The sequence below is a fragment of the Micromonospora sp. NBC_01796 genome (assembly GCF_035917455.1).
In the GTDB taxonomy this organism is placed as follows: Bacteria; Actinomycetota; Actinomycetes; order Mycobacteriales; family Micromonosporaceae; genus Micromonospora_G.
The window spans coordinates 2,149,316-2,168,110 of the sequence record NZ_CP109078.1; the positions used below are offsets into that span (position 1 = coordinate 2,149,316).

Annotated in this window: 15 protein-coding genes; 7 read left to right on the forward strand and 8 right to left on the reverse strand. The window is 71.0% G+C overall.

Annotated features, from left to right (window positions below; genetic code table 11):
- Positions 1-8: 8 nt before the first annotated feature.
- From OIE47_RS09905 to OIE47_RS09920, 4 genes are all read right to left on the reverse strand, one after another.
- Positions 9-2,297 carry a glycoside hydrolase family 9 protein gene (locus OIE47_RS09905; protein ID WP_326561196.1) on the reverse strand — a complete coding sequence of 763 codons (2,289 nt, stop codon included), beginning with the start codon at positions 2,295-2,297 and terminating at the stop codon, positions 9-11.
- Between the two features lie 198 nt (positions 2,298-2,495).
- Complete coding sequence (locus OIE47_RS09910; RefSeq protein ID WP_326561197.1) at positions 2,496-2,750, reverse strand: Smr/MutS family protein; 255 nt, start codon at positions 2,748-2,750, stop codon at positions 2,496-2,498.
- Between the two features lie 86 nt (positions 2,751-2,836).
- Entirely contained in the window at positions 2,837-3,205 is a 369-nt protein-coding gene (locus OIE47_RS09915; protein WP_326561198.1) for a tetratricopeptide repeat protein, read from the reverse strand.
- Positions 3,206-3,317: 112 nt separating this feature from the next.
- A complete protein-coding gene (locus OIE47_RS09920) occupies positions 3,318-4,070 on the reverse strand; it encodes an ROK family protein (protein WP_326561199.1) in 753 nt (250 codons plus the stop codon).
- Between the two features lie 137 nt (positions 4,071-4,207).
- On the opposite strand from OIE47_RS09920, the gene OIE47_RS09925 reads away from it, so the two are divergent.
- The 4 genes from OIE47_RS09925 (at position 4,208) to OIE47_RS09940 (ending at position 7,712) form a co-directional block, all read left to right on the forward strand.
- The gene (locus tag OIE47_RS09925; RefSeq protein ID WP_326561200.1) at positions 4,208-5,845 is read left to right on the forward strand and encodes an ABC-F family ATP-binding cassette domain-containing protein; all 1,638 of its coding nucleotides are present in this window, start codon (positions 4,208-4,210) and stop codon (positions 5,843-5,845) included.
- Between the two features lie 64 nt (positions 5,846-5,909).
- Positions 5,910-6,224, forward strand: a complete 315-nt coding sequence (locus OIE47_RS09930) for a hypothetical protein (RefSeq protein ID WP_326561201.1) — start codon at positions 5,910-5,912, stop codon at positions 6,222-6,224.
- A gap of 95 nt (positions 6,225-6,319) precedes the next feature.
- Positions 6,320-7,042 carry a methyltransferase domain-containing protein gene (locus OIE47_RS09935; RefSeq protein ID WP_326561202.1) on the forward strand — a complete coding sequence of 241 codons (723 nt, stop codon included), beginning with the start codon at positions 6,320-6,322 and terminating at the stop codon, positions 7,040-7,042.
- A 91-nt stretch (positions 7,043-7,133) separates the two neighbouring features.
- Entirely contained in the window at positions 7,134-7,712 is a 579-nt protein-coding gene (locus tag OIE47_RS09940) for an NADPH-dependent FMN reductase (RefSeq protein ID WP_326561203.1), read from the forward strand.
- Between the two features lie 9 nt (positions 7,713-7,721).
- Here OIE47_RS09940 and OIE47_RS09945 read toward each other — a convergent pair whose 3' ends face one another.
- Positions 7,722-8,366, reverse strand: a complete 645-nt coding sequence (locus OIE47_RS09945; protein ID WP_326561204.1) for a TetR/AcrR family transcriptional regulator — start codon at positions 8,364-8,366, stop codon at positions 7,722-7,724.
- A gap of 112 nt (positions 8,367-8,478) precedes the next feature.
- Between OIE47_RS09945 and OIE47_RS09950 the strand changes: the two genes are divergently transcribed.
- The gene (locus OIE47_RS09950; RefSeq protein ID WP_442792071.1) at positions 8,479-10,593 is read left to right on the forward strand and encodes a HelD family protein; all 2,115 of its coding nucleotides are present in this window, start codon (positions 8,479-8,481) and stop codon (positions 10,591-10,593) included.
- A gap of 2 nt (positions 10,594-10,595) precedes the next feature.
- Here the strand turns inward: OIE47_RS09950 and OIE47_RS09955 are convergent, their stop codons facing one another.
- The 3 genes from OIE47_RS09955 to OIE47_RS09965 form a co-directional block, all read right to left on the reverse strand.
- Positions 10,596-11,735, reverse strand: coding sequence for an amidase (locus OIE47_RS09955; RefSeq protein ID WP_326561205.1), 1,140 nt, complete (start codon positions 11,733-11,735; stop codon positions 10,596-10,598).
- Positions 11,732-13,285, reverse strand: a complete 1,554-nt coding sequence (locus OIE47_RS09960; RefSeq protein WP_326561206.1) for a GMC family oxidoreductase — start codon at positions 13,283-13,285, stop codon at positions 11,732-11,734. Before OIE47_RS09960 ends, OIE47_RS09955 begins: the two co-directional genes overlap by 4 nt.
- A 329-nt stretch (positions 13,286-13,614) precedes the next feature.
- The gene (locus OIE47_RS09965; protein WP_326561207.1) at positions 13,615-14,628 is read right to left on the reverse strand and encodes a UDP-N-acetylmuramate dehydrogenase; all 1,014 of its coding nucleotides are present in this window, start codon (positions 14,626-14,628) and stop codon (positions 13,615-13,617) included.
- 131 nt (positions 14,629-14,759) lie between these two features.
- On the opposite strand from OIE47_RS09965, the gene OIE47_RS09970 reads away from it, so the two are divergent.
- Both OIE47_RS09970 and OIE47_RS09975 read left to right on the forward strand, forming a co-directional pair.
- Entirely contained in the window at positions 14,760-15,515 is a 756-nt protein-coding gene (locus tag OIE47_RS09970; protein ID WP_326561208.1) for a protein phosphatase 2C domain-containing protein, read from the forward strand.
- A gap of 97 nt (positions 15,516-15,612) precedes the next feature.
- Positions 15,613-18,795, forward strand: coding sequence for a BTAD domain-containing putative transcriptional regulator (locus OIE47_RS09975; RefSeq protein ID WP_326561209.1), 3,183 nt, complete (start codon positions 15,613-15,615; stop codon positions 18,793-18,795).

Genomic DNA, 18,795 nt, shown 5'->3' on the forward strand with positions numbered 1-18,795 from the left:
CACCCGGTTCAGTGGTGGGGGTGGGTGTCGCCGCTGTCCTGGTCGGCGACGAATGCGGCGATCCAGGCCAGCGGGGCGTTCCAGTTGATGGTCAGCTCGTTCGTCGACCAGGATTCGATGTCGTCGAGGTAGCAGAACTGCGGCGCGCACCCGCGTAGTTTCTGCTGCGCCACCGGGTCCTGGATGGCCGAGTTCGGGCCACCGGAGAGTGTCCCCCGGGGCGGGTTCGGCAGGTCCGGGTTGAGTTGGTGGGCGTACCAGCGGCTGTGCTGGTTGCGCGAGGCCACCTCGCCGTAGCCGGTGACGTACGACTGGTTCAGCGCGTTGCGGCCGAACAGGTAGTCCATCGTCTCCAGCACCCCGTCGCGGTAGCGGTCCCGACCGGTCAGGTCGAAGGCGGTCGCCAGCACGATCGCGTTGTTGATGATCAGGTTGTTGGAACCCCAGTCCCACAGGTTGTCGGCCGGTGCGTACGGCACCCCGTACGGATGGGCCTCGATCGTGGCCAGGTAGCGGTCGGCGCCCTGGACCACCGAGGCACGTACCCGGTTGCGGTCCGGCAGGGCACTGGGCAGCGTGGCCAGGTCGAGCCGGCCGAGTTGGGCGGTGTTGCCCCAGTCGAAGCCCCGGTCCCGCCAGATGTCACCGGTGTGGTGCGGGGAGGCGAGCACCGCGTCGCGGTATTCGCGCGCCCCGGTGGTGAGGAACAGTTCGGCGGCGGCCCAGTAGAACTCGTCGCTGACGTCGTTGTCGTTGTAGGCGCCGCCGCCGTTGCCGTCGGCCGGGTCCGCGTAGATCGCCGGGTTCGCCCGGGCCGCGGCCCAGGCGGTCTTTGCCGCGCGCAGGTTGCGGTCGGCGAACCCCTTGTCGTACGGGCGGAAGACGCGCGCCGCCTGTGCCGCCGTGGCGGCGAGGTTGAGCGTGGCGGCGGTGGTGGGCGGGTGCAGTTCGCGCCGCTTGTCGTCGAGGTGGGGCAGCAGCGGCAGCCCGGTCCAGGAGTCGTCGTGGATTTTGTGGTGGGCCATCCCGGCCTTCGGCTTGCCGGCCGGGACCTGCATGCTGAGCAGGAACTCCTGTTCCCACCGGGCCTCGTCGAGGATGTCCGGCACCCGGTTGCCGCTCTCCGGCAGGTCGAGGGTCCGGTCGCCGAGGTGCCACGGCTGTGCGGTGTCGGCGCGGCGGGAGCGTTCGTACTCGCTCATGAGCTGGTGTACGGAGATGCCGCCGTTGACGACGTACTTGCCGTGGTCGCCGGCGTCGTACCAGCCGCCGGAGACGTCCAGTGTGTAGTCACAGACGCCCGGTTGGCAGGGTACGGCGGTGTCGCCCTGGTTCGGTGCGAGGCCGACGTGCCCGGCCGGGCGGCCGTATCCGGGGCGGAGCCGGTCGAGGATCTCCACCCCGCTGCGCTGGGTGTAGTAGAACTTCAGCGCGTCGGTACGCAGCCGCTCGTAGAAGTCGGTGCCGAGGTCGAACGGCCGGCTGGTCTCACCGTCGGCGACGAGCGTGAAACCGGTGCCGGTGGCGGCGTAGCGGCTGAAGTCGATCGAGTGCACCCGCTGCCCGGAGGAGGCGTCCAGCCCGCGCGGCGTGGTACGGCCGGTGGCCACCACCCGGCCGGTCCGGTTGCGCAGCGACCAGGGCAGGGCGGCGGTGGCGTCGGTGACCACGGTCGCGTTCTTCGGGCCTCGGGGCAGGTAGCCGACCTGGTTGACCCGGACCCGGGGCCCGGTCTCCGGTACGTACACGTCGGGAACCGCGCCACCGCGCAGCGAGACGTTGTCCAGGCAGACCGTCCACGGCTCGACGCTGCCGCCGAGTTGGAAGGCGACCTGTGCGTTCGGCAGGTCGACCGGGGAGGTGAAGGTGTAGCGGTAGTCGTTGCCGGAGACGCTCAGCTCGGGGTTGGCGGAAAGATACTGGGTGTACGGGTCGACCGGCAGTTGCACCAGCGCCTTGCCGACCTTGCCCGGTGTGGCACTGCCGAAGAACTGGAACTCGTACGTCTCACCGGCGACGAGCGGGACGTTGTCCTGGCCGATGATGACGTCCCACGGATTGACCGTGCCACCGGGTACGTCGGCGCAGAGCCGTCCGGTGCTGCTGTCGAGGGTGAGGTTGCCGGTTCCCCACCAGGGGGCGTGGCCGCCGTCGAAGGTGCCGTTGACGATCTGCTCCGGACCGGGATCGGCCTCTTGCGCGTACGCGGCGGGGCTGCTCAGTCCGGTGCTGGCCAGGGCGGCCACGGTGAGGATCGCGAGCGGGGCGGTACGCCGGGTGGGTGGTCGGTTTCGCACGGGGGTCCTTTCGGTGGAGGACACGTTCCGGCCGGGTGCCGCTTCACCACCGTGTACGGGTCACGGCGCTCGACGTCATGGAAGCGCTCCCAGGGCTACGGCGATATTGACAGTGCATTTCAAGCATGTCAATGTCTCGACGTCGAGGCAAACAAAAGCGGCCAACTCGTGTGAGTTGGCCGCTTTACCGCAACAGTCCTATTTCCACCTGAAGTGGACAAAAACCCGGCCGAAGTTGTTTGAGTCCTTCTCCACCCGGTGGTAGATCTGCTTGATCTCCTTCTGGTCGAGAAAGCGAAGCACTCGCTTCTTGAGCTGACCCGACCCCTTGCCGGGGATGATCTCGACGAGGGTGGCCTTCTTGGCCACCGCCTCGTCGATGATCCCGCGCAGCGCGCGGTCGATGTCCTGCCCGCGGTTGAAGATGTCGTGCAGATCGAGCTTGAGCTTCATCGCACGCCCGCCTTCATCGCCCGCCCGCTTTCGTCGCCGCCCACCGGCCGGTCAGCCGGATGGGCACCCATCGTAGGCGGGCCAGCTCAGCGGGCACCGCCGACCTTCGTCTCCACCCGCCGCAACGCGGTCTGGTAGTCGTCGTTCTCCGAGTGCATCGCCGCCGCGATCCGCAGGTGCCGCAGCGCCTCCGGGGCCCGCCCGACCCGCTCCAGGGTCCGGCCGAGCACGTGGTGCGCGTAGTGGTCACTCGGGTCGCGGTCGACCAGCACCCGCAACTGCTCCTCGGCCCGGCCCAACTGGGCCGACTGGAAGTACGCGCGAGCCAGGAGCTGGCGTACGGACGCGTTCGTGGGCTCGGCCTCGACGATCGGCTCCAGCAACCGGGCCGCCCCGGTCGGATCCCCGGTCTCGAAGAACATGGTCGCCCGCCGGTACTCAGCCAGAAGATCCACTAGACCAACCCCCTCGTCCCGTACCAACCAGTCCCCACTGACGCTGACACAACACCGGACGAATGGCGACTGTTCCCGCAGCCGTTGTTCCCCGGCCCCGTCCCGCCCCGGATCAGCCGGCCGAAATCGACCAGGCCCGGACACCACCGAGAATCCCCGCCGTATTCGGTACGACCACCACGTCATCGCCCATCCGGGCGAGTTGCTCCGGGCGGAGCAGGCGCGAGTTCCCGCCGCCGAGGTAGAGCCGGTCCCAGTGGAAGACCGGGCGGAGTCCCTCGACGACCCCGCGTACCCGGCGGGACCAGAACCCGTCGCCCAGCCGGCGGCGTTCGTGCTCCCCGATGTAGGTGTCGTAGCTCATCCCCCACCGCACCGGCGCCTGGGACAGCTCCAGGTGCGGGGCGAGCGCCCCGCCGTCGAACAGCGCGCAGCCCAGCCCGGTGCCGAGGGTGAGGACCAGCTCCGAGCCGGTCCCGGCGACCACCCCGGCGCCGTGCACCTCGGCGTCGTTGAGCACCAGCACCGGCAGGCCGAACGCGTCGGTGAGCGCGGTACGGGCATCGAACCCGGACCACTCGGCGATCAGGTCCGGGTCCGGTTTCGTGCGGGGGCCGGCGCGGGTGACGTAGTGCGGGGTCGCCACCACCACGCCGTGACGCAGCATGCCCGGCATGCCGACGGTGACCCGGTCCGCGCCCGGGAGCTGGCCGCCGAGGTCCACCAGGGTCTTGACAAAAAGCGAGGGCGGCAACGGGTACGGGGTCGGTACCCGGATCGGCCGGGCCCGCATCGTCCCCGCCTCGTCCAGCACCGACGCCTTCAGCCCGCCGCCACCGCAGTCGATCGCGAGAGTGGTCGCCACCGGCCCAGTCTGCCCCGCCACCACCCCGGCCCGCCTCCCGGCCGGCCGGATGGATCGACCCGACCCGCCGACGGGGCGTTCCCCGGCCGGATATCCCCGGCGTTCATGGCAGGCGGCCGGATAACATCGGCGGTCTCATGAGTGCCACGCTGATCGCCAAGGACCTGACCGCCGGACACGGGGACCGTGTCCTGTTCACCGGGCTGGACCTGGTCGTCGCCCCGGGTGACGTGATCGGGCTGGTCGGGGTGAACGGCGCCGGCAAGTCCACCCTGCTGCGTACCCTCGCCGGGCTCCAGCCGCCGGAACAGGGGACGGTGCAGCTCAACCCGCCCGGAGCCAACGTCGGGCACCTGCCGCAGGAGCCGGAACGTCGACCGGGCGAGGCCGTCCGGGACTTCCTGGCCCGGCGTACCGGGGTCACCGCGGCGCAGGCCGCCCTGGACGAGGCCACCGAGGCGCTCACCGTCGGAGCACCGGGCGCCGACGACGCGTACGGGACCGCGCTCGAACGGTGGCTCGCGCTCGGCGGCGCGGACCTCGACGAGCGCGCCGAACAGGTGGCCGCCGAACTCGGGCTCACCGTCGACCTGGACGCCCCGATGACCACCCTCTCCGGTGGCCAGGCGGCCCGTGCGGGGATGGCCTCGCTGCTGCTCAGCCGGTACGACATCTTCCTGCTCGACGAGCCGACCAACGATCTCGACCTGGCCGGTCTGGACCGGCTCGAACGGTTCGTCACCGGTCTGCGGGCCGGCACCGTCCTGGTCAGTCACGACCGGGAGTTCCTCACCCGGACCGTCACCGCCGTACTGGAACTGGACCTGGTCCAGCAGCAGGTACGGCTCTTCGGTGGCGGTTACGCCGCATACCTCGAGGAGCGGGAGGTGGCCCGCCGGCACGCCCGCGCCGACTACGAGGAGTACGCCGACACCCGCGCCGGGCTGGAGGCGCGGGCGCGTACCCAGCGGGCCTGGATGGAGAAGGGCGTACGCAACGCCCGCCGCAAGGCCCCGGACAACGACAAGATCGCCAAGCACATGCGGGGCGAGACGAGCGAGAAGCAGGCGGCGAAGGCCCGGCAGACCGAGAAGCTGATCGAGCGCCTGGACGTGGTCGAGGAGCCCCGCAAGGAGTGGGAGCTGCGGATGGAGATCGCCGCCGCACCCCGCGCCGGTACGGTCGTCGCCGCACTGCGCGGCGCGGTGGTGGACCGGGGCGGGTTCACCCTCGGGCCGGTCGACCTCCAGATCGGTTGGGCGGAGAAGGTGGCGATCACCGGGGCGAACGGTGCCGGCAAGTCGACCCTGCTCGCCGCCCTGCTGGGGCGACTGCCGCTGACCGCCGGGCACGCCTCCCTCGGGCCGGGGGTGGTGGTCGGCGAGGTCGACCAGGCCCGTGGGCTCTTCCTCGGCGACCAACCCCTGGTGGACGCGTTCGGCGCCGCCGTACCGGAACTGGCACCGGCCGACGTACGGACCCTGCTGGCGAAGTTCGGGCTGCGCGCCGGGCACGTACTCCGCCCGGCGGCGACCCTGTCCCCCGGTGAGCGGACCCGGGCGGCGCTCGCCCTGCTCCAGGCGCGCGGGGTGAACCTGCTGGTGCTGGACGAGCCGACCAACCACCTCGACCTCACCGCGATCGAGCAGCTCGAGTCGGCGCTGGACGCGTACCCGGGCACTTTGTTGCTGGTCACGCACGACCGCCGGATGCTTGAAGCGGTCCGGACCACCCGGCACATCGAGGTCGACGCCGGCCGGGTCACCGAGCGCTGACCGGCCCGGCGGGTCGCCGCCGCCTTCCCCTTGCCGACCGGCCGGGATAGACGACAATGAGCCCATGGTCCAGTTCGAGTACGCCTTGCTCGTGCGGCGCCGGCAGGCCCGGCTAGAGGACACCGGTTGGGAACTCATCTACACCTGGTACGGCCCGGACGGCTCGATGCTGGACGTCTCCGCGTACGGGGAGACCGCCCTGGAGCATCTGAACCGGGCCGGTCTGCAGGGCTGGGACCTGGTCGCGGTCACCGACGACAGCTCGATGGAGGGCACCGCTGAGCTGCACCGCTACCACCTGAAACGGGTGCTCCCGGCGGCTCCGCCCCGGCAGCGGATCCGGGCCACCCGGCTCGGCCGCCGCCCCTCGCCCCGCTGACAACTGTCTGCCCTGCCGAGCCGCCTCGGGAACTGCTCCGGCGCGGCAGGCATGGGTGTGCCGTTCGTGGGTAGGCCGGGCCGGGAGGTGGGCCCATGGTCTCGTTGGCGCGTACGGCGTCCTCCGGCGAGCGGCTCCGCGAGGTCGACGGTTTTCTCGCCGAGGCCTGCGCCGATCTGGCGCGACACGATGCCCGGCTGCGCGGGGTGGAGGTCGACGTCCGCTTCGACCGGGGGGTGGCGCACCTGACCGGCGAGGTCGCCGACCTGGCTCAACTGCGCCTGGTCCGGCAGTTGATCGGGCGGTTCGACGGAGTCCTCGCGGTCTGGTCCCGGATCCGGGTCGGTGGCCGGGAACCGGTCGTGATGGACCTGGGGTGCGGCGCGGCGAAGCAGTATCCGGAGAACCTCGGCCTGGACCTGCGTCGGGCGGACGGGGTGGACGCCCAGGCGGACCTGTCCGGTGCGCTGCCGCTCGCCGACAACTCGGTCGACGTGATCTTCACGGTGCACATCCTGGAGCACCTGATCGACTTCCTGTCCCTGGTCGACGAGTGCCACCGGGTGCTCCGGCCGGGCGGCACCCTGCACATCATGAGCCCCTGGTGGGGGCATGTGAACGCGGTCGCCGACCCGACCCACGTACGGCTGTTGGACGTACAGACGATCAAGGGGATCTGTTCCCGCCCACCGGGGACCCCGCGCTGGTACCCGCTGCACGCCGGGTGCGACGGTGCGTCGATCTTCGCCGACATGACCCCGCTGGAGCCGGGCGACCCGGAGCCAACGAGCAGCCACCTGGCCCGCTTCTTCGACTGACCGACTCCCCCGGATCCGGCACGTCCCGGCCATGAGACGCTGATCCGGCCAGGTAGTTCGTACCGCACCGTCAGAGGGGACGTACGCGGCCATGCCGAAGCTGCACGTCATCATCGCCAGCACCCGCCCCGGCCGGATCGGCCTGCCGGTCGGCGAGTGGTTCTTCGACCGCGCGACCAAGCACGGCGCCTTCGACGTGGAACTGATCGACCTGGCCGAGTGGAACCTGCCGATGATGGACGAGCCGAACCACCCCCGGATGCGCCAGTACGAGGGCCAGCACGCGCTGGACTGGAGCGCGAAGATCGACGCCGGGGACGCGTACGTCCTGGTGATGCCGGAGTACAACTACGGCTACACCGCGCCGCTGAAGAACGCCATCGACTACCTGCACAACGAGTGGCAGTACAAGCCGATCGGCCTGGTCAGCTACGGCGGGGTCGCGGCCGGCACCCGAGCGCAGCAGCAGCTCAAGCCGGTGCTGCTGTCGCTGAAGATGGTCCCGCTGAACGAGTCCGTGATGATCCCGTTCGTGATGGCGCTGCGCTCCGAGGACGGGACCGAGATCCGGCCGACCGAGCAGATGGAGAACCAGGCGACCGCCCTGCTCGACGAGCTGGCCCGGTGGGCGCTGGCGCTCAAGCCGATGCGCGAGACGCCCTCGGCCTGAGCCGAACCCTCACCCGTAGTACTCCCCGTAGGCGCGGCGGAGCAGGTCGAAGGCGTGGTCGGCGGCGGCCACGGCGTCGTCGTACTGCTGGTCGGCGGAGCGACCGTCGACCAGCCGGCGCCAGTTCTCCCGGGCCAGGACCCGTTGTACGGCGATGAGCTGCCCGGCGGCGAGCCCGGCGGTGATCCCGCTCGGCCCCGCCGCTCCACGGTATTCGTCGAGCGCCTCGGCCAACGCCTGCTCGTCGTGCTCGGTGTACTGCAACCGGGCCGCCCGCAGACTCGGCGTCGCGAAGATCATCCGGTGGTACGCGAGCACCCGGGGATGGTCGTTGAGGCCGGTGACCGGGTCGCGGTCCCGTAGTCCGTCGAGGAAGTGCCGGTGCAGCGCGGCCAGCGGGCCCTGCCCCGTCGCGCGTTGCCGGACCACGGTCGCCGCCTCCTCCCGGTGGTCCGCGATCCGGTGCAGGGCCAGCTCCTCCTTGCTGGCGAAGTACTTGAACAGGGTCGGCTTGGAGACCTCCGCCGCCGCCGCGATGTCCGCCACCGAGACCTGGTCGAAGCCACGGTCGAGGAAGAGCGTGATCGCCGCCGCCGAGATGGCCTGGTGCGTCCGTTCCCGCTTGCGCTCGCGCAGTCCACCCGGCTCGTTCACGGGTCCAGGATACCGCCACCTAACCGAGTCAAAAACTTAACCGGGTTGTATGCTTTACTCGGTTAAGTTTTTGACGGGTTCGGTTCGGTGGGGTTCGGAGCGAGGAGGCGTCGTGGTTGCCGATCTCTCGGGGCGAAAGATCGATCTGTCGGAACGGGAGGTCGGAACGGAGCAGCCCCTCGACGCCGAGCTGGCGCGGGAGCAGGCGTACCTGGCCGAGTCGCGGGCGGCACTGACCCGGATGATCGACACCGCTCGGTACCGGGTGGCCACCGGCGCGGCGATCGCCGGTGACCGCTACACCGCCGAGACCCTCGGCCGGATGCTGCGCAGCCAGGCCAAGGCGCTGGCCGAGGAACCCGACAGCCCGCTCTACTTCGGCCGGCTCGACTTCGGCGACACCCCGGCTGCCGGCGACCACCGGGGCGAGCGCTACTACATCGGCCGCCGCCACATCACCGACCCCGCCGGCCTGCCCCGGGTCCTCGACTGGCGGGCGCCGGTCTCCCGCGCCTTCTACCGGGCCAGCCGCGGCGAACCCGAGGGAGTCGCGGTACGGCGCCGCTTCGGCTGGCACCGGGTGCCGGACGGCCCGGCCCAACTCACCGGCTTCGAGGACGAGCCACTCACCACCAGCGCGGCACGGTTGGCCGCCACCGAGCCCGCGGACGGGCTGAGTCGCCTGGTCACCGCCGAGATCGAACGCCCACGGATCGGGCCGATGCGCGACATCGTCGCCACCATCCAACCCGAACAGGACACCCTGGTCCGCGCCGAACTGCACGAATCGGTCTGCGTACAGGGCGCGCCGGGGACCGGGAAGACGGCGGTCGGGCTGCACCGGGCCGCGTACCTGCTCTACACCTACCCACGGCAGCTCAAACGCACCGGCGTACTGATCCTCGGACCGAACCGGGCCTTCCTGCACTACATCTCGGCGGTGCTGCCGGCCCTCGGCGAGGTCGACATCGCCCAGCACACCGTGGACGAACTCGTCGACCGACACCCGGTCCAGGCCGTCGACACGGCCGAGGCCGCGGCGGTGAAACACGACGTACGGATGGCAGAAGTGCTCCGCCGCGCCCTGTACTCCCGGATCCGTGCGCCGGAGGAGGCGCTGGTCGTACCGGACGGTTCGTACCGTTGGCGGGTGTCGGCCGAGGCGCTGCGCCGGATCCTGCACGAAATACGACAGGCGGACCTCCCGTACGGGCTGGGCCGGGAACGGCTGCGCACCCGGATCGTGGGGCGGCTGCAACGGCACGCCGAAACCCGGGAAGCACCCGGCCCCGGTTGGGTACGCCGGATGAGCCGCTGCCGTCCGGTCAACGAACTGCTCGCCGGGATCTGGCCGGCCGTACGCCCGGAGGAGCTGGTCGCCGAACTGCTCGGCGATCCGGACCTGCTCGCGGGCGCGGCGGACGGCGTACTCGACGCGCGGGAGCGGGCGGCGATCCGGTGGACCGTGCCGCGTACGGCAAAACGGGCCCGCTGGTCCGCCGCCGACCTCCTCCTCGTCGACGAGGTCGCCGGCCTGATCGAACGCCCAACCGGGTACGGGCACATCGTGGTCGACGAGGCACAGGACCTCTCCCCGATGCAGTGCCGGGCAGTTGCCCGCCGCAGCACGAACGGCAGCCTGACCGTCCTCGGTGACCTGGCCCAGGCCACCAGCGACTGGGCGACCCGGTCCTGGGACGAACAGATGGCCCACCTCGGCAAACCGGACGCGTCGATCGTGCCGCTGACCGTCGGATTCCGGGTGCCGGCGAGCGTGGTCGAGCTGAGCAACCGGCTGCTGGCGACGCTGGCGGTCGACGTACCGCCGACCCGGTCGTTGCGGCACGACGGCGAGTTGCGGGTCGACCCGGTGGTCGACGTGGATCCGGCCACGGTCGCGGCGGTGACCGCCGCCCTGCGCCAGCCCGGCTCGATCGCCGTCATCTGCACCGACCGGCGGGCACCGGCCCTGACCGCCGCCCTGCACCACGCGGGCATCGCCAGTACGACCATCGACCGGCCCGACGCCGGCACGGCGCGGGTCACCGTGCTGCCCGCGACGCTGGCCAAGGGACTGGAGTACGACCACGTGATCGCGGTCGAGCCGGCGGAGATCGTGGACGCCGAACCCCGTGGCACACACCGCCTCTACGTGGTCCTCACCCGCGCGGTGTCCCGATTGGACATCCTGCACACCCGTCCGCTGCCGGCCGCGCTGGTCGGCTGACCTCACCTTCCGGTCCGTGCACCCAACGCTCGTTCGATCGCAAGCCCGGTAGCGCAGAGCAGATCCTCGCCAAGGGCTGGACCGACCAACTGGAGGCTTGGTGGTGGAACGGTGCCATCGGCCGATACCCGCAGCGGCATCGCGAGCGCCGGCACGCCGGCGAGGTTGAACGGCGCGGTCATCGCGGTGAACGGGAAACCCGCGAAGCCGGTCAGCTCCGGCGGTGCGGCAACCAGCGTCGGCAGGGCCAGCAGGTCGACCCGCTCCAGGATTGCCGCCACCTCCGCCCGCCACTCGCCCCTCGCGGACATCGCCGCGGCGAGTTGTCGCGCGCTGATCGTGCTGCCGGCCCGCAACGCATCGTTGACAAAGGATCCGAGCCCGTCGGCATCGAGCAGGCGGTGATGGGCACGCCACAACTCACCGAGAACGATGGCCTCGAACGCTTCGAAGCTGGCGTCCCACCCGTCCAGCCGTACCTCCGAAACGATGAGCCCGGCGGCGGCGAGTGCGGCGTCCACCGCCTCCTCGGCCTCCAGATCCACGCCTACGATGCGCAGTCGCCCGATGGTACGAGCGGGTGCGGCGGCAACCGTCCAGTCGGGTTCGAGCAGGCGCATGCCGGTCGCCGCACCGGCGACATCACGGGCGAGTGGGCCGATGGTGTCGAGGCTTGGCGCGAGCGGCCAGACGCCACCGGTCGGAATGCGGCCCCCGGTTGTCTTGAGCCCGACGATGCCGCAGCAGGCAGCGGGAATTCGCACCGATCCTCCGGTGTCGGTGCCCAACGCGATGTCAGCCTCCCCGGTGGCGACCGCCACCGCGCTACCACTCGAAGATCCACCGGGTACGCGGTCGGGTGCCAGCGGATTGACCGGGGTGCCGAACGCGGCGTTGTCACCGACAGGGCTGACGCAGAGCTCGGTCAGGTTGGTCTTCCCAACGATGTACGCCCCAGCCGCTCGCACCCCGCCCAGGCAGGCGGCGTCAGCAAGCGCCGGAGTGGCAGCCTTGCGGACGGCAACACTGCCGGCCCAGGTGGCAACTCCGGCTACGTCGATGGCGTCCTTCACCGCGATACGTAGGTGGTCCTCGACGGCCGTACCTGCGGGCGGATCGAAACGGTGAACCCAGGTCGTCACCGTTCGACCGTACGGGAACTCGGCGCAGCCGCGACGAACTCCGCGGCCCGCTCCCCGATGAGTAAGACGGTGACCATCGGGTTCACGCTCGTCATGGTCGGGAAGACCGACGCGTCGGCGACCCTGACGTTGGTGGTGCCGCGCAGCCGCAGGGCGGAATCAACCACCGCCTCCGGGTCGTGTTGCGAGCCCATCCGGCAGGTACCGGCCGGATGGTAAACGGTGTGGTGTACGGCGCGACCGTAGGTGGACAACTCTCGATCAGTCCGGACGTCCGGTCCGGGTGCGATCTCACGGGCGATCCAATCGCGAAACGGTGCTGTCGCCGCAACCTGCCGGGCGATCCGGAGCCCAGCCACGATGGCCTGCTCATCGTAACCGTCCGGGTCGGTGAAGTAACCAAAGTCCAACGCGGGCTTGGCAGCCGGGTCAGCGCTGGCCAGAGTGAGCCGGCCGGAGCTGTGCGGGCGCGGGACATTGGGGGTCATTCCGAAACCGTGCTGCGGCACGTCATAGCCGAGCCGCTCCGTGTTCACGGTGAACGGCATCTGATAGAGATGGAACATCAGGTCGGATCGCTCACCGGATGAGTCGCGTCGGACGAACAGGCCCGCATCGGCGTCCATCGCCGAGTTGTCCGGGATCGGCCGGCTGGCCTCCCAGAGAATCAGTGATTCGGGATGATCGAGTAGGTGTGCGCCGACACCGGGCAGGTCGATCCTGACCTCGATGCCGAGTTTTCGCAGGTCGTCGGCAGGGCCGATACCGGAGAGCAGCAGCAGTCGGGGAGTGTCGATGGCGCCGGCGCAGAGCACGTATTCGTGCCTGGCCTGAACCGTACCGACCGAGCCGTCCGCATACCGGACCCGTACCCCGGTGACGGTACCGGCGGCGTCCAGGTCGAGCTTGTACGCCCAGGTCTCGGTGAGCACGCTGAGGTTTTGTCGTCGGCCCAAATGCGGGTGAAGGTACGCGACCGACGCCGAGGATCGCACCCCTGTCTCCGGGTAGTAGCCGATAGGCAGGAAGCCTGCGCCTTCGGCAAACGGCTCCGCGTTGAAGTCGTTCGAGACCGGCACTCCGAGCGCGATGGCGCAGGCCGCAACGAAGTCCTCGGCCAACGGATTACGGGGAGGTGCGGCACGCGGCTCGATGTTGATCCGCAACCGCGACCAGAAGGGCAACATCTCCTGGTACGACCAACCCTCTGCGCCGGCGGCGACCCAGTCGGCGAAGTCGGCCGGGGGCGGCAGCAAGCTGATCATGGTGTTGTGGGACGAGCACCCGCCCAGGACCCTGGCCCGCGAATGGCGAATGGACGAGTTGCCGCGCGGCTGGTCCACGGTCGGGTAGTCGTAGTCGAACTCGGAGCCGAGAAGGTTGATCCAGTTGCGCAACCGCAGGATCCGGTCGTCGCCGACGTCACTCGGTCCGCCCTCAACGAGGCAAACACTGAGCCCAGGATCAGCAGACAGCCGGGAGGCCACCACCGATCCAGCGGTACCACCACCGACCACCACCACGTCGTACGACCGCTCGCGCTCCCCCATGTGGCATGAGGATTGATCAATCTCATTGATCCGTCAATACCGATGCCCCTCTCGGTGTCCCAGTCCCGAGGCATGACGGGCAGCCGGGCTGACAGTGAACCCGCCGGTGCGGACACCTTCGACCACGCCCTTGACATCGTGGTGTCGCCAAAATGGGACATGGGAAGGACCGGGACGAGTATCTGGAGCAGGTCGGCCACCCGGCGTACGCGCCGCTGCCGACGCTTCCGACGGCCGGTGGGACCGACTGTGTGCGCGCTGACCCCACCCGGTCGAGCTGCCCCACTCACCCCGGAACGCCCAAAGGAGCGGGCGCCGGGTCGGGCCGGTCAGTACGAGCAGTTGATGAGGTCGCACTCCGGGTTCAGGCGGACGTCGTACATGGCCGCGACGCCGTCGCGGATGTGCGCGGCGAACTTCATCACGTCCGCCGTCGTGGCGCCACCCCGGTTCGTCACCGCGAGCGCGTGCCGGCTGGACAGGGCGACGGTTCCGTTACCCCAGTCCTGGCCGTACCCGGGCGGGAAGCCGGCGTGCTGGATCAGCCAGGCCGCGGAGAGCTTCGTGCCCTTGATGTCCGGGTGGCTCGGGCATTCGGCGGCGCGCTTGGGCACCTCGGTGAGCACCGGGTTGATGAAGAAGGACCCGACGCTCCAGGTGTCGTGGTCGTCGGGGTTCAGCACCATGCCCCGGTCGCGGCGCTGGGCGATCACGGCCTCGCGTACGTCGGCCGGTGCCGCCGTACCGCCGACCTCGATGCCCAACCGCTCGGCGACCTGGGGGAAGGTGACCGGGTTCGACTGGCCATCGCGGCGCAGGCGCAGCGTCACGTCGAGCACCACCCAGCGGTCGCTGTGCTTGAAGACCGACTGCCGGTGGCTGCCGAAACCGCACTGCTCGGGCAGCCAACGCTCGACCAGGCCGGTTTCCCGGTCGTAGACGGTGAGCGATTCGAGCACGTCCGAGGTGAGGGTGCCGTACGCGCCCACGTTCTGCACCGGCGTACCGCCGACCGAGCCCGGAATCCCGGACAGGGCCTCGATGCCCGCGAGCCCGTCGGCGACCACCGTCTTGACGAGTTGGTCCCATTCGACGCCGGCGGCGGCGGTGACCAGATCCCCGTCGATGTCCAGTTCGGTCGACGCCATCTTGATCACGGTGTCGGGCCAACCCACGTCGCCGACGACGAGGTTCGACCCGCCGCCCATCACCAGCAGGGGCTCTCCCGCGTTGTCCTCGGCGCGCAGCAGCTCGATGGCGTGCGGGATGCTCGTGGCGACGTGCAGCCGCCCTACCGGGCCGCCGATCCGCATCGTGGTCAGGTCAGCAAACGTGGTGGTCACGACTGCATAGCTTACCGAGCGCCCGAGTACGGCCACCGGGCATCGGCCGCCTGCGTCCCCGGCCGGCGAGCGCTCTCGATCATGGTTCGGGCGAGGATCGTCCGTACGGATTCGGGGGAAGAATCGTACCCATGGATTTTGCCTTCGCGACCGACCCGGCTCCGGGCCGGCGCAACGAGGATCATGTTGTGGTGTCGGCCGGGTTCGCGATCCTGCTGGACGGTGTCACCCAGCTTCCCGGCCTCGACTCGGGCTGTCTGCACGGGCCGAATTGGCTGGTACGGATGCTCGGCGCGCACCTCACCGAGGCGCTCTCGGCGGACCGGACCACCAAGCTCGACGAGGTACTGGCCGGGGCGATCGAGGGCGTCAGCCGGCGCCACGCCCACGAATGCGACCTGACGAACCCGGACAGTCCGTCATCAACAGTGGCGATCGTTCGAGAACGGGACGGACAGGTCGACTACCTCGTCCTCTGCGACTCGGCGGTGGTCTTCGAGCACGCCGACGGGATCACCGTGATCAACGACGACCGTACCGGCGGGCTGCCGGCGTACGACCGGGTCAGCGTCGCCCGGCTCCGCAACCGGCGGGGCGGATTCTGGGTGGCGTCGACGGATCCCGCAGCGGCCACCGAGGCGATCACGGGCAGTATCGGCCGGTCCGAACTGTCCCGGCTACTGCTCTGCACCGACGGGGTGTCCCGACTGGTCGACTTCTTCGGTTTCACCTGGCCCGAGGTGTTCGACCTGGTCGAGCGGCGGGGCCCCGGCGCGGCGATCGAGGCGGTACGGCGGTGCGAGGTCGAGCGCCCCGAGCGGCTGCACACCACCGGACGTACGGTCAAACGCCACGACGACGCGACCCTCGCCGTACTGCTCGGCTGAGCGTGGATCGTGGCGCCCCGGCCGGCTCGCCCGTGCCGGACGGGCGGTCGCGGGTGGTGGCGGACGGATCGGTGCACGGGTGGGGGATGCTGGGACCGTGCAGATCACCACCCTCGGCCCGCTCGCCGTCGACGGCGCGCCGGTTCGGGGCGAGCGGCTCGCGGCGATGGTCCGCGAGCTCGTCGGCGCGCGTGGGCGGGCGGTGTCCGTCGCGGCGCTGGTCGACGCCGTCTGGGACGGCACACCGCCCGACGACACCACCGGGGCCGTCCAGGCACTCGTGTCCCGGGTACGCCGCCTCGGGCTGCCCGTGGTCGCCGTACCGGGGGGATACCGGGTTCCCCCGGAGCAGGTCGAGGTCGACGCCGTCGAGGCCCGGTCGCTGGTGGAGCGGGCGCGGGCCGTCCTGCGTACGGGTGACGCGGGCGCCGCACGCCGCTGCGCCGACCAGGCCAGGGCACTGTTCCCCGAGGTCCCGGAGCTGGTCACCGCCGAGAGCACCCGCCTGTTCGCCGATGTCGCCGCGGTGCGCGCCCAGGCGGCACTCGCCGGTGCCGGACCGTTCGACGAGGCCGACCTGCGCCGACTCGTCGCGCACACCCCACCGGACGAGCCGTCGGCCGCGCTGCTCGTACGCGTCCTGGCCGCACAGGGCCGGGACGCGGAGGCGCTGGAGGTGGTCGAGCAGCTCCGCGCCGAGCTGGCCGACCGGTACGGCACCGACCCGTCGCCGGTGATCACCCAGGTCCACCTGGCCCTGTTACGCGGAGAACTCGCCTCCCCCGCCCCCGTGGAGGCACCCCGTCGGCCGGCGACGATCGCCCTGCCCGCCGCATGGCGCCGGTCCGCGACCGCCCTCGTCGGCCGGGAGGGGGACGTGGCCGCGGTGAGCGCGTCCCTCGTCGACGCGCCCCTGGTGACGATCGTGGCGACCGGCGGGGCGGGCAAGACCCGGCTCGCCGCCGAGGTCGCCCGGCGTACGGCGGCCAAGGGGCAGACCGTACGCGTCCTCGAACTCGCCGGTCTGCGCTCGCCCGACGAGGTCCTGCCGACGGTCCTGGGCGCCTTCGGCGGCGCGGACACCTCGGCGACCGGGGCCAACCTGGGCCTCGACCGGCGGGTGCTGACCCCGGAGGAACGGCTGCGCATGATCGCGCCGGACCTCGACGGGCTCGTGGTGCTGGACAACTGCGAGCACGTCCTCGACGCCGTGGCGACCGTCGTCGCGGACCTGCTCGCGGTCGCCTCCCCCGAGGTCGCGGTGCTCGCCACGAGCCGCGCCCCGCTGGGCCTGGTCGGCGAGCTGGTCCATCGGCTGACGGCGTTGCCGGACGCGGACGCCCTCGGGCTGGTGCAGACGCGGGCCCGAGCCGGTGGGGCCGTACCGACCTGGGACACCGAACGTGCCCTCCTGCTGTGTCACCGGCTCGACAACCTGCCCCTGGCGCTCGAACTCGCCGCCGCCCGGCTGCGGCACATGCCGATCGACGACGTCATCGCCGGTCTGACCGACCGGTTCGCGCTGCTCGACGACGCGTTGCGGGGCCTACCGGACCGGCACGCCAGCCTGTGGGCGATGGTCGACTGGAGTCGGGAACTCCTCTCCCCCGGCGACCGTGACCTGCTGCAACGCCTCGCCGTCATCCCGGCACCGTTCACCGCCGACCTCGCCGCCGCGGTGACGGCAACCCCGGACGTACGGCGTGGGTTGGCGACCCTGGTCGAACAGTCCCTGCTGACCCTGGTCGAGGGGGACGGACCGCCCCGGTACCGGATGCTCGAAACCGTCCGCGAGTACGGCGAAGCCCGCCTCGACGCGGCCGGCGACCGGGAACCGGCAATGGCCGGACTGGTCGAATGGGCCCGGGAGCAGGCCATCACGCTCGCCGAACACTTCACCGGCACCGGCCAGCTCGACGCGTTCGCGAAGTGCGCGGCGGAGCAGGACAACCTCGTCGCGGGGCTGCGGTGGGCGCTCGGGCACGGCGACGAACCCGCCGCGATCGACATCGCCACCGCGCTGTTCCACCTCTGGACGGTGCGTGGCCTGCACCTGGAGGTCACCGGCTGGGCCCGTGGTCTGCTGCACGCCGACGAGCCGGAGCTGCGGTCGGGTTCGGCGATCCTGCGCGGCCGGGCCACGGGCAGGCCGCTGCCGAACGCCGACCGACTCGCCTGGGTGTGCCTGCTGATCGGGGTCAACGCCGGGATCGCCGGGCCGATCCGGTTGGCCGTACTCGCCCGGCGGGCGCTGCGTACCGTGTTCGCCGAACGGCCAGGTGAGGTGTCGTCGCGGCACACCGTACTGGCGTCGGCGTTGCCCGGGTTCGACAAGTTCGACCCGGAGGAGAGCGCGAAGGGCGCCGCCGAGATGATCGCCCACCCGGACCCGTACGTGCAGGGGCTGGGCCTGTTCGCCCGCGCCGCCGTACGGGAAAACTGGGGCATGTCCGACGAGTCGGTCGCCGACGCCAAACGGGCGTACCGCCTGTTCGAGGTGGCCGGAGACCACTGGGGCATGGCGATGGCGGCGCAGGCGGCCGGACACCTGGTCAACTCACGCGACGACCCGCAGGCCACCGAATGGCTGGCCCGCAGCGTCCGCCACATGGACCTGGTCGGCGCGACCCAGGACGCCCGGTCGATCAGGGTGATGCTGGACGCGCAACTGGCCCTGGGCGGCGACACGGACGCGGAGCAGCGGCTGCACGACACCAGGGCGTCCGGTCAGGCCGAGGAGATGGACGTCGCCCAGGCCACCCTCGGACTCGCCCACCTGGCCTGGCAGCGCCAGCGGTACGACGAGGCGCTCACCTACGCCCACCTGGTGACCCGGACCGTGGCCAGATCCGCCAACCCGCTGCCGGCGCAGGCGTGCGTCGTCCTCCGGGTCGCGGTCGCCGTCCTCCACCTCAGGATGGCCGAGGTGTGGCCGACCTCGGGAGACGACCCCGTCGCCCACACGGTCGCGTTGCTGACGCTCGCCCGGGACGAGGCGCTGGCCAGCCACGACTATCCGGTGATCGGGGCATGGGCGCTGGGCGGAGCCGAGTTCGCCGCGTACCGGGGCGATCCGGCGACCGCGACCGAACTGTGGGCGCTGGGGACCAGAATCGGCGGCAACGTCAGCCGCATGTTCCCGCCCGGAGACGGCGAACGGCTCACCGCCGCCCCCGGTGACGAGGAGCAGCGTGAGCCGTTGCTGGCCGCATGGCGCGAGCGGTCGATCGCCGCGGCCGGCGCCCGCATCCGCGAACTGATGGCCGACCTGCTCGCCTAG

What these genes read in the sequence shown, in the direction of transcription:
- OIE47_RS09960 (WP_326561206.1), bottom strand. Translation starts at nt 13,285, where the DNA reads ATGGGGGAGCGCGAGCGGTCGTACGACGTGGTGGTGGTCGGTGGTGGT.
- OIE47_RS09910 (WP_326561197.1), bottom strand. Translation starts at nt 2,750, where the DNA reads ATGAAGCTCAAGCTCGATCTGCACGACATCTTCAACCGCGGGCAGGAC.
- OIE47_RS09935 (WP_326561202.1), top strand. Translation starts at nt 6,320, where the DNA reads ATGGTCTCGTTGGCGCGTACGGCGTCCTCCGGCGAGCGGCTCCGCGAG.
- OIE47_RS09925 (WP_326561200.1), top strand. Translation starts at nt 4,208, where the DNA reads ATGAGTGCCACGCTGATCGCCAAGGACCTGACCGCCGGACACGGGGAC.
- OIE47_RS09940 (WP_326561203.1), top strand. Translation starts at nt 7,134, where the DNA reads ATGCCGAAGCTGCACGTCATCATCGCCAGCACCCGCCCCGGCCGGATC.
- OIE47_RS09970 (WP_326561208.1), top strand. Translation starts at nt 14,760, where the DNA reads ATGGATTTTGCCTTCGCGACCGACCCGGCTCCGGGCCGGCGCAACGAG.
- OIE47_RS09930 (WP_326561201.1), top strand. Translation starts at nt 5,910, where the DNA reads ATGGTCCAGTTCGAGTACGCCTTGCTCGTGCGGCGCCGGCAGGCCCGG.